This window comes from Mesorhizobium sp. GW821-FHT07A06 (genome assembly GCF_059419085.1).
Genome location: NZ_JBWKRC010000003.1, coordinates 1 through 23,687 on the forward strand (window position 1 = coordinate 1; position 23,687 = coordinate 23,687).

A 23,687-nucleotide genomic window follows, 5' to 3' on the forward strand; every position below is an offset into this window, starting at 1 on the left:
AAAGCTTTCAACCCGCTGAATGCGCCAACTATCTCGTCAACGCTGGATATGCTTCAATGTAAGTGAAACACGCTCTAAGGGGACGAGTCGTCATCCTGCTGCGCAGATCCCTTCCTCCGGCTTGCAGTGAAACTCCGGATCAGCACCAACCCCTAGAGATCGAGCACCAGCCGTTCCGGATCCTCCAGGCTTTCCTTGACGCGCACCAGGAAGGTCACCGCTTCCTTGCCGTCGACGATGCGGTGATCGTAGCTCAGCGCCAGATACATCATCGGCCGGATCACGATCTGGCCGCCGACCACGACCGGCCGGTCCTGGATCTTGTGCATGCCCAGAATGCCCGACTGCGGCGCATTGAGGATCGGCGTCGACATCAGCGAGCCATAGACGCCGCCATTGGAAATCGTGAACGTGCCGCCCTGCATGTCGGCGACCGACAGCTTGCCGTCGCGCGCGGCGATGCCCAGCCGGCCGATCTCCTTCTCGATCTCGGCGATCGACATCTGGTCGGCATCGCGCACGACGGGCACGACCAGGCCCTTCTCGGTGCCGACGGCGACGCCGACATGGGCAAAGTTCTTGTAGATGATGTCGGTGCCGTCGATCTCGGCATTGACCGCTGGGATTTCCTTCAGCGCGTGGGTGACGGCCTTGGTGAAGAAGCCCATGAAGCCAAGCTTCACGCCGTGCTTCTTCTCGAACACGTCCTTGTACTTGGTCCGCAGCGCCATCACCGCCGACATGTCGACCTCGTTGAAGGTGGTGAGCATGGCGGCGGTCGACTGCGCTTCCTTGAGCCGGCGCGCGATGGTCTGGCGCAGCTTGGTCATGCGCACGCGCTCCTCGCGCGAAGCATCGTCGCCCGAGGACGGCGCACGCACCGCGATCGGCGCCGGCGCCGCCTTCGGCGTCTCGGCCGGCTGCGACGGCGCGCCCTTGGAGATGGCGTCGAGCACGTCGCCCTTCAGCACCTGGCCGCGCTTGCCCGAGCCGGAAAGCTGGTCGACCGACAGATTGTTCTCGGCGATCAGTTTTGCGGCGGCCGGCGCCGGCGGCATCGAGCGCGGCTCGACCGCGCCGGCATCGCCGGCGATCTTGGCGGTCTCGGCCGCGGCCTGCTTCGTGGTCTGCGCCGCATCCGGGCTCGAAGCCTGCGACACCGCCTGCGGCTTGGTCACGGGTGCGGCGGCTGCGCCGCCGGCTGAAATCGACCCTAGAAGCGCGCCGACGCCAACCGTCTCACCTTCCTTGACCGCGATCTCCGAAAGGATGCCCGCGGCCGCGGCCGGAACCTCCACCGTCACCTTGTCGGTTTCGAGCTCGACCAGCGGCTCGTCGACGGCAATGGCATCGCCGACCTTCTTGAACCACTTGCCGATGGTCGCCTCGGTGACGGATTCGCCGAGAGTGGGAACGCGGATTTCGGTAGCCATTGTGCCTGTCCGTTCTTGTCGGTTCTGTTCTATTCGCCTGCTTTATTCGCCGAGCGCGTCTTCGAGCAAGGCGGCGAGCTGGGCTAGGTGCTTGGACATCAAGCCGGTCGCCGGCGACGCGGCCGCCGGCCGGCCGGTGTAGCGAACCCGCTGATGCTTGGCGTCGATATGCGCCAGCACCCATTCCAGGTAAGGGTCGATGAACGACCAGGCGCCCATGTTCTTGGGCTCCTCCTGGCACCACACCATCTCGGCGTTGCGGAAGCGCGACAGTTCGGTGATCAGCGCCTTGGCCGGGAACGGATAGAGCTGTTCGACGCGCAAGAGGTAGATGTCGTTGATGCCGCGCTTCTCGCGCTCTTCGTAGAGGTCGTAATAGACCTTGCCCGAACACAGCACGACGCGGCGGATCTTGGAATCCTTGGTGAGCTTGATCGCCTGGTTTGGCAACAGCTGCGCGTCGTCCCACAGCAGCCGGTGGAACGAGCTTTCGCCCGAGATTTCCGGCAGCGTCGACACCGCCCGCTTGTGGCGCAGCAGCGACTTCGGTGTCATCAGGATCAGCGGCTTGCGGAAGTCGCGCTTCAGCTGCCGGCGCAGGATGTGGAAGTAGTTGGCCGGCGTCGTGCAGTTGGCCACTTGCATGTTGTCTTCGGCGCAAAGCTGCAGGAACCGCTCCAGCCTGGCGGACGAATGTTCCGGGCCTTGGCCCTCATAGCCGTGCGGCAAGAGACAAACGAGGCCCGACATTCTGAGCCACTTGCGTTCACCCGACGAGATGAACTGGTCGAACACCACCTGGGCGCCGTTGGCGAAGTCGCCGAACTGCGCTTCCCACAAGGTCAGCGCCTTCGGCTCGGCCAGGCTGTAGCCATATTCGAAGCCCAGCACCGCCTCTTCCGACAGCATCGAGTTGATGACTTCGTAGCCGGCCTGCGCCGCCGACAGGTTGTTGAGCGGGATGTAGCGGGTCTCGTCGCGCTGGTCGTAGAGCACGGAATGGCGCTGCGAGAAGGTGCCGCGCTCGGAATCCTGCCCCGACAGGCGGATCGGATTGCCGTCGAGCAGGATGGCGCCGAAAGCCAGCGCCTCGGCCGTCGACCAGTCGATGCCTTCACCGGACTCGATCGCCTCGCGGCGGTTTTCGAGGAAGCGGATGATGGTCTTGTGCGCCTCGAAGCCCTTCGGCACCTCGGTCAGCTTCTTGCCGATTTCCTTCAGCGTCTTTACCGGCACGGCGGTCTTGCCGCGCCTTTGTTCGTCCTGGTTGTCGGCCGTGCGCAGGCCCGACCAGGCGCCGTCCAGCCAGTCGGCCTTGTTGGGCTTGTAGTGCTGGCCGACTTCCCATTCGGATTCCAGATGCGCGCGCCAGTCGGCCTTCATCTGGTCGAGCTCGGCCTGGGTGATGTGGCCCTCGGCGATCAGACGATCGCCATAGATCTGCACCGTCGTCTTGTGGGTGCGGATGTTGCGGTACATGATCGGCTGGGTGAAGGCCGGTTCGTCGCCCTCATTGTGACCGAAGCGGCGGTAGCAGAACATGTCCACGACCACCGGCTTGTGGAACTTCATGCGGAATTCGATCGCCACCTTGGTGGCGTGGACCACGGCTTCCGGATCGTCGCCATTGACGTGGAAGATCGGCGCTTCGATCATCTTGGCGACGTCGGACGGATAGGGCGACGAGCGCGAGAAGCGCGGATTGGTGGTGAAGCCGATCTGGTTGTTGATGATGAAATGCAGCGTGCCGGCGACGCGGTGGCCGCGCAGGCCCGACAGGCCGAGGATTTCGGCGATCACGCCCTGGCCGGCGAAGGCGGCGTCACCATGCAGGAGCAGCGGCAGCACCTTGGCGCGCTCCTCCAGCGGCACGATCTCCTCGCGGCCACGGCCGAACAGGTAGTCCTGCTTGGCGCGCGCCTTGCCCATCACCACCGGGTCGACGATTTCCAGGTGGGACGGGTTGGCCGTCAGCGACAAATGCACCTTGTTGCCGTCGAACTCGCGGTCCGACGAAGCGCCGAGATGGTACTTCACGTCGCCCGAGCCTTCGACCTCGTCGGGAGCGGCCGAGCCGCCCTTGAACTCGTGGAAGATCGCGCGATGAGGCTTCGCCATCACCTGGGAGAGCACGTTCAGCCGGCCGCGATGCGCCATGCCGAGCACGATCTCCTTCATGCCGAGCTGACCGCCGCGCTTGACGATCTGCTCCAGCGCCGGGATCAGCGCTTCGCCGCCGTCGAGGCCGAAGCGCTTGGTGCCCTTGTACTTGACGTCGATGAACTGCTCGAAGCCTTCCGCCTCGACCAGCTTCTGCAGGATCGCCTTCTTGCCGGTGGTGGTGAAGGAGATCTCCTTGTCGGCGCCCTCGATGCGTGCCTGGATCCAGGCCTTCTCCTCGGGATCGGAGATGTGCATGAATTCGACGCCCAGCGTCGAGCAATAGGTGCGGGTCAGGATCTCCAGCATCTGCCGGATGGTGCCGAATTCGAGCCCCAGCACATTGTCGAGGAAGATCGGCCGGTCGTAGTCGGCTTCGACGAAGCCGTAATTCTCGGGCGACAATTCGTTGTAGTCCTCGAGCGGCTTGGCGATGCCGAGCGGATCGAGATTGGCGTGCAGATGGCCGCGCATGCGATAGGCGCGGATCATCATGATGGCGCGCACCGAATCGCGCGTCGCCTGGTGCACGTCGGCGTCGGAAAGAACGACACCGTTGGTGACCGCCTTGTCCTTGACCTTCTTTTCCAGATGCTTCTCGACAATGCCCCAATTGCCGTCGAGCGCCGACACCAGCTCGCCATTGGCCTGCAGCGGCCATGAGGGCTTGGCCCAGGAGGCGCCCTTGGCATTCCTGCGCACATCGCCGGCATCGTCCTTCAGACCCGCGAAGAACTCCTGCCATTCGGGATTGACCGAGGCGGGATCATCCTCATAGGCGGCATAGAGCGCGTCGATATAATCGGCGTTGCCGCCATAGAGGAATGAGGTGAGCGAAAATTGGTCGTTGGCCTGATCTTGTCTTGCCATGTCGTTTCAGCGGAGCAGCGCTCCGTCTCCTTACGTTTGCGGCAGGGCCGCGATAGTGGGCGGTTCACCCGCCCTTCTTGTCCCCTCAAAAGCCAACGAACCGTCGTTGGCCCTCATTCCATAACCGGCGCCGGATTCAGCCCTTGATGGCTTCAACCAGCGTCGTGCCAAGCCGCGCCGGTGACGGCGAGACCTTGATACCGGCCGATTCCATTGCCGCGATCTTGTCCTCGGCGCCGCCCTTGCCGCCGGAGATGACCGCGCCAGCATGGCCCATGGTACGGCCTGCCGGCGCCGTGCGCCCGGCGATGAAGCCGGCCATCGGCTTCTTGCGGCCACGCTTGGCTTCGTCCTTGAGGAACTGCGCGGCGTCTTCCTCGGCCGAACCGCCGATCTCGCCGATCATGATGATCGACTTGGTCTCGTCGTCGGCGAGGAACATCTCGAGCACGTCGATGAACTCGGTGCCCTTGACGGGATCGCCGCCAATGCCGACGGCGGTGGTCTGGCCGAGGCCGACATTGGTGGTCTGGAACACGGCCTCATAGGTAAGTGTTCCCGAGCGCGAAACAACGCCGACCGAGCCTTTGCGGAAGATGTTTCCGGGCATGATGCCGATCTTGCATTCGTCAGGGGTGAGCACGCCCGGGCAGTTCGGTCCGATCAGACGCGATGTCGAGCGGTCGAGCCGCGCCTTGACCTTGACCATGTCCATCACCGGAATGCCCTCGGTGATGCAGATGATCAGCGGGATTTCCGCCTCGATCGCCTCCAGGATCGCTTCGCCGGCGCCCGCCGGCGGCACATAGATGACCGAAGCGTTGGCCCCGGTCTTTTCCTTGCCCTCGGCAACGGTGGCGAAGATCGGCAGGCTTTCGCCCTTCGACCCGGTCCAGGTCTCGCCGCCCTTCTTGGGGTGGATGCCACCCACCATCTTGGTGCCGTGATAGGCCAGCGCCTGTTCGGTGTGGAACGTGCCGGTCTTGCCGGTCAGGCCCTGCACCAGCACCTTGGTGTTCTTGTCGACGAGAATGGACATCGGAGCCCTTTTCTAAAAACCGTTGATCGAGGAAGGCGAGACACGCTTGTAGACGCCGCTCACCATGTCTTGCCATGCATCGCTGCCGGCGGGTTTGAAATGCAATCGCATGCGGTAGGTGTCGGCATCGTCAAAAATATACGTTACGCGCGCCGAACCGCGCGATGATGACCGCTCCAGATTGAGCTCGCCGCCGTTCCACGTGCCCGTGGCCGGCGAGGTCGGCACAAAGCCCATCGAATCGAACTGGTGCATGGTGACGACGCTGTTCTGCTGGTCGAAGCCGAACACGTTGTGCGAACCGAAGGAAATCGTGCCGTCGCGGCGCTGGCGATAGCGCTGCACCACGAACAGGCCGCCGAACTGAGCCTCCGCCAGCATTTCCGATGTCGCCGTGCCGCCATCGGCCCATTGTGTGTCCGCCACCTCTTCCTGGCCACGCCACGCGCCGACCAGCGCCTGCAGGCGCTGGTGATCGGCCGAGAGCGAGGAGAAGGAAGCCGCGCTCATCGGTCAGAGCCGCTTCAGGTCGGTGACGGTAAGATCGCTCTTGGCATTGCCGGTGTTGAGCGTCGTCGACGGCTCGAACATCAGCACCACGGGCTCCTGGGTCAGCGAACGCGGCCGGTGCTCGACGCCACGCGGCACGACCATGAAATCGCCCTCGCCAAGCTCGACCGGACCGTCGCGGAAATCGATGGCAATGCGCCCGCGCAGTACGAGGAAGGCTTCGTCCTCGTGCTCATGCGCGTGCCAGTCGAAGGCCTCGCCGAACTTGGCGACCTTCGCCTGGCTGTCGTTGACGTCGCCGGCGATATGCGGATCGAAGACCTTGCTGATCTTTTGATCCGCCGCCTCGACCAGATTTATCTTGCGCGGAGGCATCCGCTCAGCCCTTCACCGCCGCCACGATCTTCTTGGCCGCGTCATCGAGATCATCGGCCGACACCACGTTGAGGCCGCTGTCATTGATGATCTTCTTGCCGAGCTCGGCATTGGTGCCTTCCAGGCGCACCACCAGCGGAACCTTGAGGCCGACTTCCTTGACCGCGGCGATCACGCCCTCGGCGATGATGTCGCACTTCATGATGCCGCCGAAGATGTTGATCAGTATGCCTTTGACCGCCGGGTCCTTGGTGATGATCTTGAACGCAGCCGTCACCTTCTCCTTGGACGCGCCGCCGCCGACATCGAGGAAGTTGGCGGGTTCGGCGCCATAGAGCTTGATGATGTCCATCGTCGCCATGGCAAGGCCGGCGCCGTTGACCATGCAGCCGATATTGCCGTCGAGCGCGACATAGGCGAGGTCGTATTTCGACGCCTCGATTTCCTTCTCGTCCTCTTCGGTGGTGTCGCGCAGTGCGAGCACGTCCGGGTGGCGGAACAGCGCATTGTTGTCGAACGACACCTTGGCGTCGAGCACGCGCAGCCGGCCATTCTTCATGACGATCAGCGGGTTGACCTCGAGCAGGCTCATGTCCTTCTCGACAAAGGCCTTGTAGAGGATCGGGAACAGCATATCGCCGTCCTTGGCCGCGTCGCCGTCGAGCTTGAGGGCCGCGTTGAGCTTCTTCACATCATCGGCCGTGACGCCCTTTTCCGGGTCGATGGCAACGGTGATGATCTTTTCCGGAGTGTCATGGGCGACCGCCTCGATGTCCATGCCGCCTTCGGTCGAGACGACGAAGGCGATGCGGCCGACCGAACGGTCGACCAGGATCGACAGATAAAGCTCGCGCTCGATGTCGGCGCCGTCCTCGATATAGAGGCGGTTGACCTGCTTGCCGGCCGGACCGGTCTGCTTGGTCACCAGCGTGTGGCCGAGCATCTCGTTGGCGTTGGCGACGACATCGGCGACCGACTTCGCCAGCCGCACGCCGCCCTTGGCGTCGGGCGACAGTTCCTTGAACTTGCCCTTGCCGCGGCCGCCGGCATGGATCTGGCTCTTCACCACATAAAGCGGACCGGGAAGCGCTTGTGCCGCGGCTTCCGCCTCGCTTGCCTTGAACACCGGCACGCCTTCGGCCACCGGCGCGCCAAAGCTCTTCAGCAGCGCCTTGCCCTGATATTCATGGATGTTCATGGGGAACGATCTCCAGGTCTTTGCCGGGGTTGTTTTTGGCGGGGTTCACTTCGAGGCGAGCTGCGGCGCGATCTTGACGCAAGCCTCGGTCAGGCCCTGCACCGTCGCCACCGAGCTTTCGAACATCTTCTGCTCGGCCTTGTTGAGGTCGATCTCGATGATGCGCTCGACGCCGCCGGCGCCGATCACCACGGGCACGCCGACATAGGTGCCCTTGACACCATACTGGCCGGAGAGGTGCGCCGCGCAAGGCAGCACGCGCTTCTTGTCCTTGAGATAGGCCTCGGCCATCTGGATCGCCGAGGCGGCCGGCGCGTAATAGGCCGAGCCGGTCTTGAGCAGGCCGACGATCTCGGCGCCGCCGTCACGGGTGCGCTGCACGATCTGGTCGAGCTTCTCCTTCGAGGTCCAGCCCATCTTGACGAGGTCGGGCAGCGGAATGCCCGAGACCGTCGAATAGCGGATCATCGGCACCATGGAATCGCCGTGGCCGCCGAGCACGAAAGCGGTGACGTCCTCGACCGAGACCTTGAACTCCTCGGCCAGGAAGTAGCGGAAGCGCGCGCTGTCGAGCACGCCGGCCATGCCCACGACATGGGTCTTGGGCAGGCCCGAAAACTTCTGCAGCGCCCACACCATGGCATCGAGCGGGTTGGTGATGCAGATGACGAAGGCCTTCGGCGCGTATTTCTTGAGACCGGCGCCGACCTGTTCCATGACCTTGAGGTTGATGCCCAGCAGGTCGTCGCGACTCATGCCCGGCTTGCGCGGCACGCCCGCGGTGACGATGCAGACATCCGCGCCCTCGATGCCGGCATAATCGTTGACGCCGGTCAGCCGGGAGTCAAAACCATCGACCGGCGACGACTGCGCGATATCGAGCCCCTTGCCTTGCGGGATGCCCTCGGCAATATCGAACAGCACCACGTCTCCGAGGTCCTTGAGGCCGATCATGTGGGCGAGCGTGCCGCCGATCATGCCCGAGCCGATAAGCGCTATCTTGTTGCGTGCCATGTGAGGATGTTTTCCCTTTGTCTGTGACTGCGCCGAAATCTTTGACGACTTGATGACGGTGCCGAGGAAGAGGCCGGAATGCCGAGGAAACCCGCGAGATTTCGCCGCACCCAATAGCCCCGGTGCAAGATAAATTCAATCGATTATTTTGGAGTGAGCATTTTCAATCGGTTAGATGGTTTGGGATTTACGTAAGCGTCAAAGTTTGTAGGCCGACCTGCCTGAGATTACACAATTAGGATGACAATCAGAAGGCTTGAAGAGGCGATGACGCCCTTGTGATGCTGGCCGCCGGGGATGTGAGTTTCAAACCTCCGAGGGACAAAGGGCGCGCGAAGGATCGCGGCCTTCCGGAAACTGTCCCCTCACGCCTGCGCGCGCGCCGGGGCAGCCTTCTCTTTGCGCCGCTCCGCCCACTCTTCCAGCCAGTCGCGACTCTGCATCTCGATCAGGCGTGACGCGGTGCGCTCGAACTCGAACACCTCGACGCCGCGCTTGGCCACATAAAGCTCTTGCGGCGGCGCCTCGGCGCTCACCACCAGGCGCACATGGTGGTCGTAGAGCGTGTCGATCAACAGGATGAAGCGCTTGGCCTCGTTGCGCTTGCCCTCGCCCAGAACCGGAACGTGATCGATGAAGACCGTCGAGAAGCGTCCTGCGATCGCCAGGAAATCGCGCGCGCCGAGGGGTTTCTCGCAGAGATCGGCGAAGGCAAACCGCGCCGCGTCGCCGGCGGCGGCCGGCACCACGACCTGCCGGCCCTTCAGCGTCAGCGAAGTCGCGGCTGTCGGCGCGCCGCGCGTCATCGTCCGCCAGGCCTCGTCGAGCGCGCGGTCGGCTTCCGCGTCGGCCGGCGTGACATAGACCGGCGTCCGGGCGAGCTTTTCCAGCCGGTAATCCTTGTCGCTGTCGAGCGACAGCACCTGCGCGTGCCGTTCCAGTATGCCTATGAACGGCAGGAACAGCTGGCGGTTGAGCCCGTCGCGGTAAAGATCTTCCGGCGCCACGTTCGAGGTGGCGATCAGCACCACGCCATTGGCGAACAGCGCCGAAAACAGCCTGGACAGGATCATCGCATCGGCGATGTCGGTGACCGAAAACTCGTCGAAGCACAGCACCCAGGCCTGCTCGGCCAGGGCTTTTGCCACGGGTGGGATCGGATCGTCTTCCTTGACGTCGCCATTCTTGCGCGCCTGCCGGTGCCTCTGGATGCGGTCCTGCACGTCGGCCATGAAGTCGTTGAAGTGGACGCGGCGCTTGCGCCGGACCGGCAGCAGCTCGAAGAACATGTCCATCAGCATCGTCTTGCCGCGGCCGACACCGCCATGGATGTAGAGGCCCTTGACGATTTCCCGCGTCTCGCGCTTGCGGGCAAACAGCCAGCCCAGCGCACTGGATTTGTGCGCCAGCCGTTTTGCCGAGATTTCCGATGTCAGCCGGTCGAGCGCGGCGGCGATGCGCTCCTGCGCCGGATCGCTCTCGATCGCGCCGGTTTCCACCAGATGGTGGTAGCGCTGCCTGACGGTTGCATGGGTCTGGAGGCCGTCACGCAGATGCATCGGTCACGTCGTTGTTCAGAGCAGGATGCTCCGGGGAGGACTAGGTGTGTTGAGATTCAGGTCAGGCCGAGCCGAGAATGTCGGCTTTCGAGAAGCCGTTCGCAGGCCGGCATCACCTGAATATCGGCATATCCAGCTTATCTTGTAAGCGAAATCGGCTGCCCGCTGGAAGTCTGGCCGTCGAATTTCGAGCCGCCCGAGGAATAGAGCCGCGCCAGCGATCCGCCATTGTCATCATAAAGCGTCAGTTGCTTGCCGGCGACATTCCACGACTTGATGCCATCGATCGGCGCCGGGCAGTGCAGCGGCCCGGCGCGGAAGCCGGCGCCGAACTTGGTCTGCGGCGTCGCGATCTTGCAGCTCTGGCCGGAAACGCTGGCGTTCCAGACGCCGGCGACGCTTGCCGCGCTGAGATCCGAGGCACCGGCGGGTGCCGAGCCGTCCGGCGGCAAGGACGCGACCTGCGTATTCGCCGGAGCGGTCGGGAACCGCGACGGGTCGGTGGCGCCGGGCGAGGCCGGCGGCGGCAGCTGATTGGAGGTCACCTGGCCGGCCGGCGCCGGCTGCAATGGTGCCGGCTGCTGGTCGTCCATCGACGAGAACCGTGAGGTTGAGCAACCACTCGCAACGAGCGCCGCCAGCGATACGGCCACCAGACCGCTTTTCGAAAAATTCATTCCAACCTCCGTCGGATCCGGCTGGGGGAACGCCGTCCGCGCAATCTCTCACCTCCACCAAGATGGAGAAGGTGGCGAAATTTCAACCCGATATGGTTAAAATAGGGTTTGTAGCAAGATTTGTTGCAAATTTATCGCAGTCAGGATGACCGGACGGCTTGCTGCTCGGCCTCCGCGATCCCAGCTTGCAAAGCTTCCGCCTTCGCCATTCTGCGCTTGCGCCGATCGGCGCAGGACCTATGTCTAGGGGCCGAAACGCCGGAGCACACCTTGGCCGCGAGAAAGAAAGCCGCCAACCGCTATTACAGCGGTCCGCCCAGCGACCATTTCGATGGCACCTTGTTCTTCAACCCGGGCGGCCGGATGCCCGGCCGCTTCGTGGATCTGCTGAAATGGCAGTTCAACGGCCAGCGCGCGAAATGGCCCACGACCAGTGCGAGCCCATTTCCACAGGCAAGGCCAGCCGCGAAGGTCGAGGGGGCCGAGCTCACGGTGACCATGGTCGGGCACTCCACCCTGCTGATCCAGACCGCCGGGCTGAACATCCTCACCGATCCGGTCTGGTCGCAACGCACTTCGCCGTTTTCCTTCGCCGGGCCACGACGCGTCAATCCGCCGGGCATCGCCTTCGCCGACTTGCCGCCGATAGACCTCGTCCTGGTCAGCCACAATCACTACGACCATCTCGACCTCGCCACGCTGAAGCAGCTCAAGGCCGGCCATCATCCGCTGGTGGTCACCCCGCTCGGCAACGACGTCCTCATCGGCGAGGCGGTTCCCGGCATGCGTCTTTCGGCATATGACTGGGGTGACAGGGTCGATCTCGGTGACGGCGTTTTCGTCCACATCGAGCCGGCGCATCACTGGTCGGCGCGCGGCGCGCGTGACCGGCGCATGGCATTGTGGGCCGGCTTCGTCATCGAGACGCCAGCCGGCAATATCTATTTCGCCGGCGACACCGGCTTCCACGACGGCATCAACTACCGGCTGATGGCGGCGAAACATGGCGGTTTCCGTTTCGCCATCCTGCCGATCGGCGCCTACGAGCCGCGCTGGTTCATGGCGCCGCAGCACCAGAACCCGGAGGAAGCGGTGCAAGGCATGAAGCTGTGCGATGCCGCCTTCGCCGCCGGTTGCCACTGGGGCACCGTCCAGCTCACCGACGAGCCGATGGACGAGCCGGTCCGCAAACTTGCCGAAGCGCTTGACGCCGAGGGCATCCCACGGGAGCGCTTTCGAGCCCTGCGGCCTGGTGAAGTCTGGAGAGTGCCTTGAACTCCGGCAAGGTTTGACGTCTACCCCACGGGAGTTTCGCCCACCATCTCAAAGAACGGAGACGCATCCTATGAAATCGATCCTGGCTGCCCTGCTTGCCGCGACAATCTCCACCTCGGCGGCCTATGCCGGGGACATCGCCGACCGCGCCGCCGACGCCGAAAAGGCATTGCAGGCGGGGGACGGAGCCGGCGCGCTGGAGAAATTCCGCGGCGCCGAGGAAGCCTTGTGGCAAGCGATGCCGCTCGCCGTGCAGAATGTCAAACAGGTCGACACGGCCAGCGGCTTCGGCATCTACAGCGAGCGCGCCAATCACATCTACAAGCCCGGCGAGAAGGTCGTGCTCTATATGGAACCGGTCGGCTATGGCTACGGGTCGGACGGCCTCGGCAACAGCCAGATCGCGCTTTCCGTCGACCTCACCGTGCTTTCGGACTCGGGCGAAGCCCTGGGCACCTTCGAGAAAATCGGCAGCGTTCAGGTCGCTTCCCGCTCGCACAACCGCGAACTCTTCTTCAAGCTCGACCTGTCCCTGGATGGACTGCCGCCCGGGAAATACAAGTGCAACTTCCTCATGCATGACCAGAACTCGGCCAAGACCGCGCCCTTCAGCACCGATATCGAGATCGCAAGCTGATGCATGTCGCCCAAAAGCGATCTCGGCTTTGGGAGAATGACACGCATAGGAACTAAAGACCTGAAGCGCGCCGCATGATCCGCTTACGCGACGCGCTTAGGTTTTGCCGCTGAGACCGCCTCCCGGACCGCGGGAACCCAGGCACGGCAGCCGCGTTCTTCATGCGGTTTCAAAATCTGTCGGTTTGCGAGGCATTCCCATGATCAAATGGATCATCATTCTCCTGATCATCGCCGCGGCGGCGAGCCTGCTCGGCATGCCGGCGCTGGCCGGAGCCGCCGCCACAGGCGCGCGCATCCTCATCGGCATCGTTCTCGTCATCTTCCTGCTGGTGGTGCTTGGCATCTTCGCGGTGACGTAAGTCTGGCGTTTTCGCCGTCGGATGACCGTCTGGAAAATGGTAGCGGTTTGAGGCGGTCCATGATTCAAGCTCCCGATGTGGACGGCAACGAAACGGTCGCATGGCATCTTGGAGATTGCGAACATGGCGCTCAAACGGATGGACAACGTGGGAATCGTCGTCGAAGATCTCGCAGCGACGATCGATTTCTTTCTCGAACTCGGCCTCGAACTCGAAGGGCGGGCCACGATCGAGGGAGAATGGGCCGGACGTGTCACTGGACTGGGCGATCAGCACGTCGAGGTCGCCATGATGCGCACACCGGACGGCCACAGCCGGCTTGAGCTCTCTCGCTTCCTCACGCCGATTGTCGTCGCGGATCACCGGACAGCGCCAGTCAACGCGCTGGGCTACCTTCGCGCCATGTTCACCGTGGACAATGTCGACGATACGCTTGAAAGGCTCCACAGGCGCGGCGCTGAACTCGTGGGCGAAGTCGTCCAGTACAAAGACGTGTATCGGCTCTGCTACATCCGTGGGCCTGAAGGGCTTCTCATCGGACTTGCCCAAGAACTCGGTTGAACCGACGCCGGACTGGTAATTCCCGCCCGTTTCCGCCATATAGCGCCAAATGGACACGGAATGACCGAAAGAATGGCAGGCACCGCCCCCTTCGCCAAGATGAACGGCATCGGCAACGAGATCATCGTCGCCGACATGCGCGGCCGTGCCGATCAGGTGACGGCGGCGGCCGCCCTTGCGCTGAACGCCGATGCCGCGACCCGCTTCGACCAGATCATGGCGATCCATGACGCCAGGACACCGGGCACAGCCTACTATGTCGACATCCTGAATTCGGACGGCACCAGCGCGCAGGCCTGCGGCAACGGCATGCGCTGCGTCGTCCAGGCGCTTGCCGCCGAGACCGGCCAGAAGACCTTCACCTTCGAGACCCGCGCCGGCATCCTCAACGCCAGGGAACATGCCGACGGCACGATCTCGGTCGACATGGGCATGCCGCGTTTCGGCTGGCAGGAGATTCCGCTCGCCGAGGAGTTCCGCGACACCCGCATGATCGAATTGCAGATCGGCCCGATCGACGCGCCCGTGCTGCATTCGCCTTCGGCCGTCTCGATGGGCAATCCGCACGCCATCTTCTGGGTCGACCACGACGTCTGGTCCTATGAGCTCGACCGCTTCGGCCCGCTGCTTGAAAACCACCCGATCTTCCCCGAGCGCGCCAACATCACCATTGCCCAGGTCACGTCTCCCGAGAGCATGATCATCCGCACCTGGGAGCGTGGCGCCGGCCTGACCAAGGCCTGCGGCTCGGCCGCCTGCGCCGCCGTGGTGGCGGCAGCACGCACCAGGCGGACCGGACGTAGCGTCAGCCTGTTGACCCCCGGCGGCGGCACGCTGCATGTCGAATGGCGCGATGACGACCACGTCATCCTGACGGGCGCGGCCGACTGGGAATTTTCCGGCAGTTTCGATCCCGCGACCGGCACCTGGGCTCGTGATACCGAAAGCGCGGCCTGATGTCGGTTGCTCTGTCCAGGAGCCCTGATGGCGACGGCTCCCTTTCCGAGGCTCCCAGCCGCATTGATGTGGTGACCTTCGGCTGCCGGCTGAACACCTATGAATCCGAAGTGATGCGGCGCGAGGCCGAGAGCGCCGGTCTTGGCGCGCTGGGCGGTGGCGCCGTCATCTTCAACACCTGTGCCGTCACCGGCGAGGCGGTGCGCCAGGCCAGACAGGCGATCCGCAAGGCGCGCCGTGACAACCCGCGGGCACGCATCATCGTCACCGGCTGCGCCGCGCAGACCGAGCCGGAAAAATTCGCGGCCATGGACGAGGTCGATCTCGTGCTTGGCAATGAAGAGAAGCTCAAGGCGCATTCCTATCGCGCGCTGCCGGATTTCGGCGTCAACGACACCGAGAAGGCCCGCGTCAACGACATATTCTCCGTGCGCGAGACCGCCGGCCATATGGTCGACGCCATTGAGGGCCGCGCCCGCGCCTTCGTCCAGGTGCAGAATGGCTGCGACCACCGCTGCACCTTCTGCATCATTCCTTACGGTCGCGGCAATTCGCGTTCGGTGCCGATGGGCGCGGTGGTCGAACAGGTCAAGCGGCTCGCCGGCAACGGCTATGCCGAGATCGTGCTGACCGGTGTCGACATGACCAGCTTCGGCGCCGACCTGCCGGGCTCGCCCAAGCTTGGCAGACTGGTGAAGACCATCCTCAGGCAGGTGCCCGACGTGAAGCGGCTCAGGCTGTCATCGATCGATTCGATCGAGGCCGACGACGAATTGCTCGAAGCCATCGCCACCGAACCCAGGCTGATGCCGCATCTGCATCTGTCGCTGCAATCCGGCGACGACATGATCCTGAAGCGCATGAAGCGAAGGCATCTGCGCGACCAGTCGATCCGTTTCTGCGAGGATGTGCGCAAATTGCGCCCCGCGATTGTCTTCGGCGCCGACATTATCGCCGGCTTCCCGACCGAGACCGACGCCATGTTCGAGAACTCGATGAAAATCGTCGAGGAGTGCGGCCTGACCCACCTTCACGTCTTCCCGTTCAGCCCGCGCGAAGGCACGCCCGCCGCGCGCATGCCGCAGCTGCGCCGCGAGGTGGTCAAGCAGCGCGCCGCCCGGCTGCGCGCCGCCGGCGAAGCCGCGTATCGGCGCCATCTGTCCACGCTGCCCGGAACGCGTCAGTCGATCCTGATCGAGCGTGACGGCCTCGGCCGCACCGAAGGCTTCACCCTTGCCGCACTCGGCACCGGCGCGCCGGGCGAGATCGTCGAAGCGACAATTACTGGCCACGATGGTATCAGGCTGAACGCAGCCCCGCTTGCCGCACGCGCCGCCTGAGAAACGCAAAGCATGGCTGGTTTTTTCAAGAAGATATTTTCGTTCGGCAAGAAAGAGGTTGTCGAGGAGCGCGTTGACGAGACCGCCCCGCTGCCGCCGATCAAATGGGACCAGCTCGATGCGCTGAAGCCGGCGGCCGAACAGGTCGTTCCGGAGTTCTTGAAGCGCGACGAGCCGCGGCCTGAGCCCCACCCTCCCCTTGATGGGGAGGGTCGCCACGAAGTGGCGGGGAGGGGTGATGGCGCCGACGCCAGCGCCAGTCACCCCCACCCCCAAGCTTCGCTTGGGACCTCCCCCGTCGAGAGGGAGGTAAAGGACACGCTCGAACCGGTTGCAGCTCCTTCGCAGGAACCAGTGCCTGTCGAGGAACCGCAACCCGAGCCCACTCCGACCATCCCGCCGGAGCCTCAGCCGACCGTTCCGCCCGAGCCGGAACCGCTGCCGGAGCCCGAGCCGGAAGAAGAACCCGCGCCTGAAACGCCTGTGGAGCCGCCGGCGCCCCAGGAAATTCCGCTCCCCCCGGACACTCCGCGGCCCACGCCCGAACCGCAGCCGCAAGAAGTCCCCGCTCCCGCGCCAGCCGAGCCGGAGATTGCGCCGCCGCGCCCGGAAAGGCAGCCCGAACCGGCGCCGATAGAAGTGCCGGCGCCGCCTGCCGAGGTTCCAGCCGAGACGCCTGCACCCGTCGAACTGCCCTCACCGGCCTCGCCTCCCACGCAGCCGACTTCAGAGGCAGGCGCCGCCCCTCATCCGCCTGCCGGCACCTTCTCCCCGTATAGAGACGGGGAGAAGAGCGCTGATCGTGACGCCAGCGCCCATCTTACTGACATCGAAGAAGAAGCCTCGACACTGACGCCCCCCTCTCCCCGTACTTCACGGGGAGAGGGTAAGGGTGAGGGGCAGCGCCAGCCTGCGGATGACGTGACGCCAGCCGCCGAAGCCGCGCCTACGATTCCGGCGCCACCGGTGGAGATCGCACCGCCCATCCGCCAGCCCGCGCCGGTCGAGACGCAGCCTGTCATTGCCGAGATCGCGCCCGAGCCGCGGCCCGTCCCCCAGCCGGCGCCCGAGCCGAAACCCGCTCCCGGCAAGGTGACCGTCGCCAAGAAGGTCGAGCAGAAGGCCGAGCCGCAAAAAGCGCCGGAGGCGGCGCCGAGGCGGTCGTGGTTCCAGCGCATGCGGGATGGGCTTGCCCGTTCCTCGCGCGAACTCACCGGCAACATTGCGGGCGTCTTCACCAGGCGTAAGCTGGACGAAGACACGCTGCAGGACCTGGAGGACGTGCTGATCCGCGCCGACCTCGGCATGGAAACCGCGCTTCGTATCACCGACGCGCTGGCCGCCAGCCGCTACGGCAAGGATGTCTCCGACACGGACGTGCGTACCGTCATGGCCGCCGAGGTGGAGAAGGTGCTGACCCCTGTCGCCCGGCCACTGGAGCTCGACCTCTCGCACAAGCCGCATGTCATCCTGGTGGTCGGCGTCAACGGCACCGGCAAGACCACCACCATAGGCAAGCTCGCGGCAAAACTGACCGATGGCGGCCTGTCGGTGATGCTGGCGGCCGGCGACACGTTCCGCGCCGCGGCCATCGAGCAGCTGAAGATCTGGGGCGAGCGCACGAAATCGCCCGTCATCGCCTCCAAGCTCGGCGCCGATGCGGCCGGCCTCGCCTACGACGCTTTCGAGAAGGCCAGGGAAGCCGGCTCCGACGTGCTGATCATCGACACCGCCGGCCGCCTGCAGAACAAGACCGAACTGATGGCGGAACTGGAAAAGATCGTGCGCGTGCTGGGCAAGCTCGATCCGGAGGCGCCGCACACCGTGCTGCAGACGGTCGACGCCACCACCGGCCAGAACGCGCTCAACCAGGTCGAGATCTTCCGCAACATCGCCGGCGTCAACGGCCTGGTGATGACCAAGCTGGACGGCACGGCGCGCGGCGGTATTCTGGTGGCGATCGCGGCAAAGCACAAATTGCCTGTCTATTTCATCGGCGTCGGCGAACAGGTCGACGACCTCGAGCCTTTCTCGGCAAGCGAATTCGCCAGGGCGATCGCTGGAGTGGCGTAACGGCATGGTCCCTTTTGAACGGGATCGTGCGTAAGAAGGAAGATCATGAACCCACCCATTCTCGAACGCGATCCGTCCGACCCGCAGAAAGAGAAAAAGGAAGGCGTCAATCCCCTGCTCAAGCTGGTGCTGGAGCTTGGGCCGCTGCTGGTCTTCTTCTTCGCCAATGCGCGCGGCGAATGGCTGGTGCAGAAATTCCCGGTCCTGGGCGAATTCGGCGGCCCGATCTTCGTCGCCACCGGCCTGTTCATGGCCGCCACGGCCATCGCGTTGATCGCTTCCTGGCTGCTGACACGCACCTTGCCGATCATGCCGATGGTTTCGGGCGTCGTCGTCTTCATATTCGGGGCACTGACGCTCTATCTGCAGGACGACATCTTCATCAAGATGAAGCCAACCATCGTCAACACGCTGTTCGGCGGCGTGCTGCTCGGCGGCCTGTTCTTCGGCAGGTCGCTGCTCGGCTATGTCTTTGATTCAGCCTTCAAGCTGGATGCCGAAGGCTGGAAAAAACTCACCTTCCGCTGGGGCCTGTTCTTCCTGTTCCTGGCCGTCGTCAACGAAGTGGTGTGGCGCAATTTTTCCACCGATGCCTGGGTTACCTTCAAGGTCTGGGGCATCATGCCGATCACGCTATTGTTCACCTTCAGCCAGATGCCGCTGATCCTGCGCCATTCGCTGGACGACAAGGCGAGCGGGGAAGAGAAGGCAGGCAAGTAGAGCAATTTCAGGAAAAGTGTGAAGCGGTTTCCCTAGGGAATTGCGTCAAACTAAAAAACAAGGGGGAGAGCCATGGAATTCGTCACCACGCGCGAGGAATTGCGGACGATCTACAAGACGCCGCGCCCGACCGACGGCTCGATCCGCAAGGAGCTGAAGGGGCTCGACGGCCATTGCCGTTCCTTCATCGGCAAGAGCCCCTTCGTGCTGATCGGCTCGTCCGACGGCGCCGGCAATGCCGACGTGACGCCGAAGGGCGACAAGCCAGGTTTCGCCGCCATTCTCGACGACCGCACCATCGCCATTCCCGACAGGCCAGGCAACAACCGGCTGGATACGCTGGAGAACATCCTGCGCAATCCCTCGGTCGGACTGCTCTTCCTCATCCCCGGCATGAACGAGACGCTGCGCGTCAACGGCGATGCCCGCATCACCGTCGATGCAACTTTGCGCGAGCGCCTGGCCGTCGACGGCAAGGAGCCGCAAAGCGTCATCGTCGTCGCCGTCAAGGCCGCCTACATGCATTGCGCCAAGGCCTTCATGCGCTCCGACCTGTGGAAGCCGGAGAGCTGGTACGACCGCGCCACGCTGCCGACACTCGGCCAGATCCTGCGCGACCAGCTGGCGCTCGCCGATTCGGCCGAGGCGACCGACCGCTGGCTCGACGACGATTACAAGCAGACCATGTGGTAGGCTTTCCCAGCGATTCGTCCGAACTGGCCTCGCCGACTGTGCTGAACATCCTTGCCATCTCCGGCAGCCTGCGGGCCGCCTCCACCAATTCGGCCTTGCTCGCGGCATTGGTGCGCAACGCGCCGCCTGGCTGCCGTGTCACTGTCCATGACGGACTCGACCGCCTGCCGATCTTCAATCCGGACGACGAGGGCGAGCGCACGCCCCGCGAAGCCTCCAGGTTGATCGACGCCGTCACCGGCGCCGACGGCCTCGTCGTCTCCTGTCCCGAATATGCCCATGGCGTGCCGGGCGGGCTGAAGAACGCGCTCGACTGGCTGGTCTCGCGCGACGCCGCCATCGCCAAGCCGGCCATGCTGGCCCACGCCTCGCCCCGCTCGCTGTTCGCCCGCGCGGCGCTGGCCGAGATCATGCGCACCATGTCGTTCGCGATGTATGATGGTGAGCTGGAGATCGCCCTGCTTGGCAAGAAGCCGGCGGAGATGGAGGTTATCTTGGCCGAGCCGGAAAAGGTGCTGGCAATGCGCAATGCGCTGTCTGGTTTCGCAGATTTCATACGCGAGCAAACATGAGGTCGTCATCCCAGGGCGGAGCAAGGAGCGAAGCGACGCGCGCGGACCCTGGGATCCATGCCGTTACCGGGGGTCACGGCATGGATCCTCGGGTCAAGCCCGCGGATGACGAAGGACAGGGGTGCGCCCGTACTCGAACGTCGCAACACCCTAACCCTTCCGCAGGGTCTCGACATCGGTCTTGCCGACATACCAGTCGCGGGCGTTGACCTCCTCGAAAACCACCCAGACATCGTCGTTGCCGAGCCCGGTGGCATCCATGATGGCCGCCGTGACTTTCTTGGCGATATCAGCCTTCTTGCCTGCCGGATCGGCGGCGATCACTTCCTTGACGATGCGGATGTTGACGAATGGCATGACGCTCTCCCCTTGGGTTTTTCCGCTTTCCGGCGAGAAGCTGCTTTGAAAGCCTCTCCGACGGACTGAATGGTGGCCGCTTCGGCAACTTCGGCGCGGCGGGTACCCCTTTTATGCGCAGGAGCGCCATCAAGACCCGCCAAAGAAGGGTGTCCAGCAGCCTCAATAGGTCTTGGCCCCGTTCACCATCAGCCGCACCGAATAGAGCGAGGTGGTGCCCGCGATGTAGAGGCAGTTCAGCTTGGCGCCGCCGAACACGCAATTGGCGGTCACCTCGGGCACCTTGACCTTGCCGATCAGCGTCCCGTCCGGATCGTAGCAATGGATGCCGTCGAAGGCGCTGGTCCAGATGCGTCCGTCGGCGTCGAGCCGGAAGCCATCGAAGAGGCCGGCCGTGCAGTCGGCGAAGACCTTGCCGCCCGAAACCTTCTTGCCATGCTTGCCGACATTGAACACCCGCATATGCGCCGGATTCTCGGCGCCATGCGTGCGGCCGGTATCGACGACATAGAGCAGGCTCTCGTCGAGCGAGAAGGCAAGCCCGTTGGGCCTGACCATGTCGGTGATGACGGCCTCGACGTCCCCGCTATCGGGATCGACCCGGTAGACGTGGCAGGCGCCAATCTCGCTCTCGGCCTTGTCGCCCTCATAGTCGGTGTCGATGCCGTAGCTCGGGTCGGTGAACCAGATCGAGCCGTCGGATTTCACCACCGCGTCGTTGGGCGAGTTCAGCCGCTTGCCCTTCCACTTGGCGGCGATGGTGATGACCGAGCCGTCATGCTCGGTGCGGCTGACGCGGCGGCCCGAGTGCTCGCAAGTGATCAGCCGGCCCTGCCGGTCGACGGTGTTGCCATTGGAATTGCCCGAGGGCTGGCGGAAGACGCTGACGCTGCCATCCGTTTCGTCGAAGCGCAGCATGCGGTTGTTCGGAATATCGGACCAGACGACATAGCGGCCGGCGGCGAACCAAGCCGGCCCCTCCGCCCAGCGGCATCCGGTGAACAGCTTCTCCACCTGCGCGCTGCCATTGAACAGGCGCGCGAAGCGCGGATCGAGAACTTCATAATAGTCTGCGGCCGCCATGCATTTCCTCCCGGCATCACGTGACGCCGGATCAAGCCAGCCCGCGATCGATCTGGCAAGACGGCGCCTTCGCAATTTGTATGACAAAATGGAGAGGAAGCTGCCATGCGGCTCGGCCGGCCCACGACCGTGCGGTCACGACGCGCCTTAGGACTCGATTAACCGGCTATGCGCTGCGTGCAATGGTGCATTGCAACATCTTCTTTTTGCAATGCACCATTCCTATGTCATGCTCCGTATCGATCAAGGGAGGAACAACCGGCCGCGGAAATGCGGCGTAGAAGGAACCTTGCCATGATCTTCAACGATCTCGTGACCCGCGCTCGCAACAGCATCGCCAAGCGCAAGCACTACAACCGCCTCGTCGCCGAAATCGACAGCTTCTCGAGCCGCGATCTGGCCGACATGCGCGCCGACCGCTCGGAAATGCTCTACCAGATTCACAAGCAGATCTACGGCTGATCTCCGCCTGATCGCCCTCGCGCGTTCGTCGTCCTCGGGCTTGACCCGAGGATTCATGCCGCGACGCCAACGAGAAACGCAGCGGCCCAGAATAGGGCTTCTTGCGGTAGCGAACAGCTATCGATCTTGGGCCGCTTTCGCCTGTCACGAATGTCACGGCATGGATTCTAGGGTCTGCGCCGCGTCGCTTCGCTCCTTGCTTCGCCCTAGAATGACGAAAGAAGGGGGTGCGCCTAACCCGGCGCCGCCAGCGCCTTCTCGATCTGCGGCAACAGCAGACCCCGCGCCGACTCCGCCGTCAGCGGGCCTACATGCTTGTAGGCGATCTTGCCGTCCTTGCCGATGACGAAGGTTTCCGGCACGCCATAGACACCCCAGTCGATCGCCGCGCGGCCGGCTTCGTCGACGCCGATCGCCTGGAACGGATTGCCGAGATCGCCGAGGAACCGGCGGGCGTTTTCCGGCTGATCCTTGTAGTTCAGCGCCGCCATCACGAATCGCTTGTCCTGCGACAGCGCCAGAAGCACCGGGTGCTCTTCCCGGCACGGCGCGCACCATGACGCAAACACATTGACCAGCGTAACCTTGCCGGCGAACGCTTTCGAATCCAGCCCCGGCAGGTTTGAGCCCTCCAGCGCCGGCAGGTTGGTCCGCGGCGCCGGCAGGCCGATCAGCGCCGACGGCACTTCCGAGACATCGCGTCCGGAAAGCAGTTGCGACAGGAACAGGCCGGCAAGGCCGAGGAAGACCAGCAGCGGCAACAGCACGAACAGGCGGCGACTGCGCGTCGGCGTTTCGGTTTCGCTGCTCATGGCTTAACCACCTTGTCGGAACGGCGCCGCACGCCGGCTGCCTCGAGTTCGGCGAGCTCGCGCTTGCGGGCCCGCTGGTCGAGCAGGATCCAGACGATCAGCCCGGCCAGCACAATGGCGGTGATGCCGTAGGCCGCGGTGACATAGAGCGCGTGTGCACTCATGCGCCTCGCTCCCCTCCCGCTATCGTTTCACCATACCCGACCATGCCCATCCCTTAGCTTTGCGCCATCGGCTTCGCAATCGGACGCCGCGTCGCGGCCCTTGGGCCTGTCGGCCACATCAATCCGTTCCATGCCGCAAGGCGAGCGCCGCCGAGACCGGCCCCAGCACGGCAAGAAACAAGGTCAGCGCGGCAAGAATGAGGAAGGGCTGCAGGAACGGATCGGGATTTGCCGTTGCGCCATAGCTCGCCGAGACGCCGAAGATCAGCACCGGGATGGTCAGCGGCAGCACCAGCACGGAGATCAGAAGTCCACCGCGCGGCAGCGCCACCGCGACGGCCGCACCTGCCGCGCCGATGAAGGTGATGGCCGGCGTGCCGACCAGCAGGGTGAGCGCCGTGGCGCCGATGGCGAGCGGCTCCATGTTCATGAACAGGCCAAGCAAGGGCGCGGCGATGACCAGCGGCAGCACGCTTCCCGCCCAATGCGCGAGGCACTTTACCAGCACCGTCAGCGCCAGCATGTGCCGGTCGTTGCCGAGCACCAGGAGATCGAGCGAGCCGTCCTCGCGGTCGGCCTGGAACAGCCGGTCGAGCCCGAGCAGACAGGCGAGCAGAGCCCCGATCCACAGGATGGCCGGACCGATACGGGCAAGCAGCTTCAGGTCTGGCCCGACGCCGAAGGGGATGGTGGCGATGACGGCGAGGAAGAAGATGACGCCGGTCAGCGCGCCGCCGCCGGCGCGGATATTGAGGCGGATGTCGCGCAGGAAGAGGGCTAGCACT

At 64.1% G+C, this 23,687-nt stretch carries 25 protein-coding genes; 11 read left to right on the plus strand and 14 right to left on the minus strand.

Features of this window, described 5'->3' with window-relative positions; all coding sequences use genetic code 11:
- Positions 1–152: 152 nt before the first annotated feature.
- The 9 genes from odhB to AC07SZ_RS10445 form a co-directional block, all read right to left on the minus strand.
- Positions 153–1,433: a 2-oxoglutarate dehydrogenase complex dihydrolipoyllysine-residue succinyltransferase gene (gene odhB, locus AC07SZ_RS10405; protein WP_494914178.1), complete on the minus strand. Its 1,281-nt coding sequence runs from the start codon at positions 1,431–1,433 to the stop codon at positions 153–155.
- 42 nt (positions 1,434–1,475) lie between these two features.
- Positions 1,476–4,463, minus strand: a complete 2,988-nt coding sequence (locus AC07SZ_RS10410; protein ID WP_056574618.1) for a 2-oxoglutarate dehydrogenase E1 component — start codon at positions 4,461–4,463, stop codon at positions 1,476–1,478.
- Positions 4,464–4,599: 136 nt separating this feature from the next.
- Positions 4,600–5,502, minus strand: a complete 903-nt coding sequence (gene sucD, locus AC07SZ_RS10415) for a succinate--CoA ligase subunit alpha (RefSeq protein WP_140776088.1) — start codon at positions 5,500–5,502, stop codon at positions 4,600–4,602.
- Positions 5,503–5,514: 12 nt separating this feature from the next.
- The gene (locus AC07SZ_RS10420; protein ID WP_494914180.1) at positions 5,515–6,012 is read right to left on the minus strand and encodes a DUF1579 family protein; all 498 of its coding nucleotides are present in this window, start codon (positions 6,010–6,012) and stop codon (positions 5,515–5,517) included.
- Between the two features lie 3 nt (positions 6,013–6,015).
- Positions 6,016–6,387 (minus strand): cupin domain-containing protein, encoded by a 372-nt coding sequence (locus AC07SZ_RS10425; RefSeq protein ID WP_056574609.1) that lies wholly within the window; start codon positions 6,385–6,387, stop codon positions 6,016–6,018.
- A gap of 4 nt (positions 6,388–6,391) precedes the next feature.
- Entirely contained in the window at positions 6,392–7,585 is a 1,194-nt protein-coding gene (sucC, locus tag AC07SZ_RS10430; RefSeq protein ID WP_056574606.1) for an ADP-forming succinate--CoA ligase subunit beta, read from the minus strand.
- A 45-nt stretch (positions 7,586–7,630) separates the two neighbouring features.
- Positions 7,631–8,599, minus strand: a complete 969-nt coding sequence (gene mdh / locus AC07SZ_RS10435) for a malate dehydrogenase (protein ID WP_056574603.1) — start codon at positions 8,597–8,599, stop codon at positions 7,631–7,633.
- Positions 8,600–8,964: 365 nt separating this feature from the next.
- Positions 8,965–10,158 carry a cell division protein ZapE gene (gene zapE / locus AC07SZ_RS10440; RefSeq protein ID WP_494914182.1) on the minus strand — a complete coding sequence of 398 codons (1,194 nt, stop codon included), beginning with the start codon at positions 10,156–10,158 and terminating at the stop codon, positions 8,965–8,967.
- A gap of 137 nt (positions 10,159–10,295) precedes the next feature.
- Complete coding sequence (locus tag AC07SZ_RS10445) at positions 10,296–10,835, minus strand: protease inhibitor Inh/omp19 family protein (RefSeq protein ID WP_056574595.1); 540 nt, start codon at positions 10,833–10,835, stop codon at positions 10,296–10,298.
- Positions 10,836–11,105: 270 nt separating this feature from the next.
- On the opposite strand from AC07SZ_RS10445, the gene AC07SZ_RS10450 reads away from it, so the two are divergent.
- The 10 genes from AC07SZ_RS10450 (at position 11,106) to AC07SZ_RS10495 (ending at position 20,024) form a co-directional block, all read left to right on the plus strand.
- The gene (locus tag AC07SZ_RS10450; RefSeq protein ID WP_494914184.1) at positions 11,106–12,110 is read left to right on the plus strand and encodes an MBL fold metallo-hydrolase; all 1,005 of its coding nucleotides are present in this window, start codon (positions 11,106–11,108) and stop codon (positions 12,108–12,110) included.
- Positions 12,111–12,180: 70 nt separating this feature from the next.
- Complete coding sequence (locus AC07SZ_RS10455; RefSeq protein ID WP_172371731.1) at positions 12,181–12,747, plus strand: hypothetical protein; 567 nt, start codon at positions 12,181–12,183, stop codon at positions 12,745–12,747.
- 199 nt (positions 12,748–12,946) lie between these two features.
- Positions 12,947–13,108, plus strand: coding sequence for a DUF1328 family protein (locus AC07SZ_RS10460; RefSeq protein ID WP_032932257.1), 162 nt, complete (start codon positions 12,947–12,949; stop codon positions 13,106–13,108).
- A 123-nt stretch (positions 13,109–13,231) separates the two neighbouring features.
- Positions 13,232–13,669, plus strand: a complete 438-nt coding sequence (locus AC07SZ_RS10465) for a VOC family protein (RefSeq protein ID WP_494914186.1) — start codon at positions 13,232–13,234, stop codon at positions 13,667–13,669.
- Positions 13,670–13,741: 72 nt separating this feature from the next.
- Positions 13,742–14,626: a diaminopimelate epimerase gene (gene dapF / locus AC07SZ_RS10470; protein WP_494914704.1), complete on the plus strand. Its 885-nt coding sequence runs from the start codon at positions 13,742–13,744 to the stop codon at positions 14,624–14,626.
- Positions 14,626–15,966 carry a tRNA (N(6)-L-threonylcarbamoyladenosine(37)-C(2))-methylthiotransferase MtaB gene (gene mtaB, locus AC07SZ_RS10475; protein ID WP_494914188.1) on the plus strand — a complete coding sequence of 447 codons (1,341 nt, stop codon included), beginning with the start codon at positions 14,626–14,628 and terminating at the stop codon, positions 15,964–15,966. The genes dapF and mtaB overlap by 1 nt, the downstream gene beginning before the upstream one ends.
- A gap of 12 nt (positions 15,967–15,978) precedes the next feature.
- A complete protein-coding gene (gene ftsY / locus AC07SZ_RS10480; RefSeq protein WP_494914190.1) occupies positions 15,979–18,039 on the plus strand; it encodes a signal recognition particle-docking protein FtsY in 2,061 nt (686 codons plus the stop codon).
- A gap of 45 nt (positions 18,040–18,084) precedes the next feature.
- Positions 18,085–18,759 carry a septation protein A gene (locus AC07SZ_RS10485; RefSeq protein ID WP_140776098.1) on the plus strand — a complete coding sequence of 225 codons (675 nt, stop codon included), beginning with the start codon at positions 18,085–18,087 and terminating at the stop codon, positions 18,757–18,759.
- A 72-nt stretch (positions 18,760–18,831) separates the two neighbouring features.
- Complete coding sequence (locus AC07SZ_RS10490; RefSeq protein ID WP_056574575.1) at positions 18,832–19,452, plus strand: pyridoxamine 5'-phosphate oxidase family protein; 621 nt, start codon at positions 18,832–18,834, stop codon at positions 19,450–19,452.
- 38 nt (positions 19,453–19,490) lie between these two features.
- Positions 19,491–20,024 (plus strand): NADPH-dependent FMN reductase, encoded by a 534-nt coding sequence (locus tag AC07SZ_RS10495; protein WP_494914705.1) that lies wholly within the window; start codon positions 19,491–19,493, stop codon positions 20,022–20,024.
- 150 nt (positions 20,025–20,174) lie between these two features.
- Here AC07SZ_RS10495 and AC07SZ_RS10500 read toward each other — a convergent pair whose 3' ends face one another.
- Both AC07SZ_RS10500 and AC07SZ_RS10505 read right to left on the minus strand, forming a co-directional pair.
- The gene (locus tag AC07SZ_RS10500) at positions 20,175–20,381 is read right to left on the minus strand and encodes a tautomerase family protein (protein ID WP_013892236.1); all 207 of its coding nucleotides are present in this window, start codon (positions 20,379–20,381) and stop codon (positions 20,175–20,177) included.
- A gap of 162 nt (positions 20,382–20,543) precedes the next feature.
- A complete protein-coding gene (locus AC07SZ_RS10505; protein ID WP_494914192.1) occupies positions 20,544–21,464 on the minus strand; it encodes an SMP-30/gluconolactonase/LRE family protein in 921 nt (306 codons plus the stop codon).
- A gap of 294 nt (positions 21,465–21,758) precedes the next feature.
- On the opposite strand from AC07SZ_RS10505, the gene AC07SZ_RS10510 reads away from it, so the two are divergent.
- On the plus strand, positions 21,759–21,926 hold the full coding sequence (locus AC07SZ_RS10510) for a hypothetical protein (RefSeq protein WP_081295001.1): 168 nt from the start codon (positions 21,759–21,761) through the stop codon (positions 21,924–21,926).
- Between the two features lie 233 nt (positions 21,927–22,159).
- Here AC07SZ_RS10510 and AC07SZ_RS10515 read toward each other — a convergent pair whose 3' ends face one another.
- The 3 genes from AC07SZ_RS10515 to ccmB all read right to left on the minus strand — a co-directional run bounded on the left by AC07SZ_RS10515 (position 22,160) and on the right by ccmB (position 23,686).
- Entirely contained in the window at positions 22,160–22,738 is a 579-nt protein-coding gene (locus AC07SZ_RS10515) for a DsbE family thiol:disulfide interchange protein (protein WP_172371717.1), read from the minus strand.
- The gene (gene ccmD, locus AC07SZ_RS10520) at positions 22,735–22,902 is read right to left on the minus strand and encodes a heme exporter protein CcmD (protein WP_494914193.1); all 168 of its coding nucleotides are present in this window, start codon (positions 22,900–22,902) and stop codon (positions 22,735–22,737) included. Before ccmD ends, AC07SZ_RS10515 begins: the two co-directional genes overlap by 4 nt.
- Before the next feature lie 118 nt (positions 22,903–23,020).
- The gene (gene ccmB, locus AC07SZ_RS10525) at positions 23,021–23,686 is read right to left on the minus strand and encodes a heme exporter protein CcmB (RefSeq protein ID WP_056574562.1); all 666 of its coding nucleotides are present in this window, start codon (positions 23,684–23,686) and stop codon (positions 23,021–23,023) included.
- Position 23,687 lies beyond the last annotated feature (1 nt).

Bases quoted from the DNA above. Each gene is read 5' to 3' on its own strand.
- odhB (WP_494914178.1), bottom strand. From the start codon at position 1,433: ATGGCTACCGAAATCCGCGTTCCCACTCTCGGCGAATCCGTCACCGAG.
- AC07SZ_RS10410 (WP_056574618.1), bottom strand. From the start codon at position 4,463: ATGGCAAGACAAGATCAGGCCAACGACCAATTTTCGCTCACCTCATTC.
- sucD (WP_140776088.1), bottom strand. From the start codon at position 5,502: ATGTCCATTCTCGTCGACAAGAACACCAAGGTGCTGGTGCAGGGCCTG.
- AC07SZ_RS10420 (WP_494914180.1), bottom strand. From the start codon at position 6,012: ATGAGCGCGGCTTCCTTCTCCTCGCTCTCGGCCGATCACCAGCGCCTG.
- AC07SZ_RS10425 (WP_056574609.1), bottom strand. From the start codon at position 6,387: ATGCCTCCGCGCAAGATAAATCTGGTCGAGGCGGCGGATCAAAAGATC.
- sucC (WP_056574606.1), bottom strand. From the start codon at position 7,585: ATGAACATCCATGAATATCAGGGCAAGGCGCTGCTGAAGAGCTTTGGC.
- mdh (WP_056574603.1), bottom strand. From the start codon at position 8,599: ATGGCACGCAACAAGATAGCGCTTATCGGCTCGGGCATGATCGGCGGC.
- zapE (WP_494914182.1), bottom strand. From the start codon at position 10,158: ATGCATCTGCGTGACGGCCTCCAGACCCATGCAACCGTCAGGCAGCGC.
- AC07SZ_RS10445 (WP_056574595.1), bottom strand. From the start codon at position 10,835: ATGAATTTTTCGAAAAGCGGTCTGGTGGCCGTATCGCTGGCGGCGCTC.
- AC07SZ_RS10455 (WP_172371731.1), top strand. From the start codon at position 12,181: ATGAAATCGATCCTGGCTGCCCTGCTTGCCGCGACAATCTCCACCTCG.
- AC07SZ_RS10460 (WP_032932257.1), top strand. From the start codon at position 12,947: ATGATCAAATGGATCATCATTCTCCTGATCATCGCCGCGGCGGCGAGC.
- AC07SZ_RS10465 (WP_494914186.1), top strand. From the start codon at position 13,232: ATGGCGCTCAAACGGATGGACAACGTGGGAATCGTCGTCGAAGATCTC.
- dapF (WP_494914704.1), top strand. From the start codon at position 13,742: ATGGCAGGCACCGCCCCCTTCGCCAAGATGAACGGCATCGGCAACGAG.
- mtaB (WP_494914188.1), top strand. From the start codon at position 14,626: ATGTCGGTTGCTCTGTCCAGGAGCCCTGATGGCGACGGCTCCCTTTCC.
- ftsY (WP_494914190.1), top strand. From the start codon at position 15,979: ATGGCTGGTTTTTTCAAGAAGATATTTTCGTTCGGCAAGAAAGAGGTT.
- AC07SZ_RS10485 (WP_140776098.1), top strand. From the start codon at position 18,085: ATGAACCCACCCATTCTCGAACGCGATCCGTCCGACCCGCAGAAAGAG.
- AC07SZ_RS10490 (WP_056574575.1), top strand. From the start codon at position 18,832: ATGGAATTCGTCACCACGCGCGAGGAATTGCGGACGATCTACAAGACG.
- AC07SZ_RS10500 (WP_013892236.1), bottom strand. From the start codon at position 20,381: ATGCCATTCGTCAACATCCGCATCGTCAAGGAAGTGATCGCCGCCGAT.
- AC07SZ_RS10505 (WP_494914192.1), bottom strand. From the start codon at position 21,464: ATGGCGGCCGCAGACTATTATGAAGTTCTCGATCCGCGCTTCGCGCGC.
- AC07SZ_RS10510 (WP_081295001.1), top strand. From the start codon at position 21,759: ATGATCTTCAACGATCTCGTGACCCGCGCTCGCAACAGCATCGCCAAG.
- AC07SZ_RS10515 (WP_172371717.1), bottom strand. From the start codon at position 22,738: ATGAGCAGCGAAACCGAAACGCCGACGCGCAGTCGCCGCCTGTTCGTG.
- ccmD (WP_494914193.1), bottom strand. From the start codon at position 22,902: ATGAGTGCACACGCGCTCTATGTCACCGCGGCCTACGGCATCACCGCC.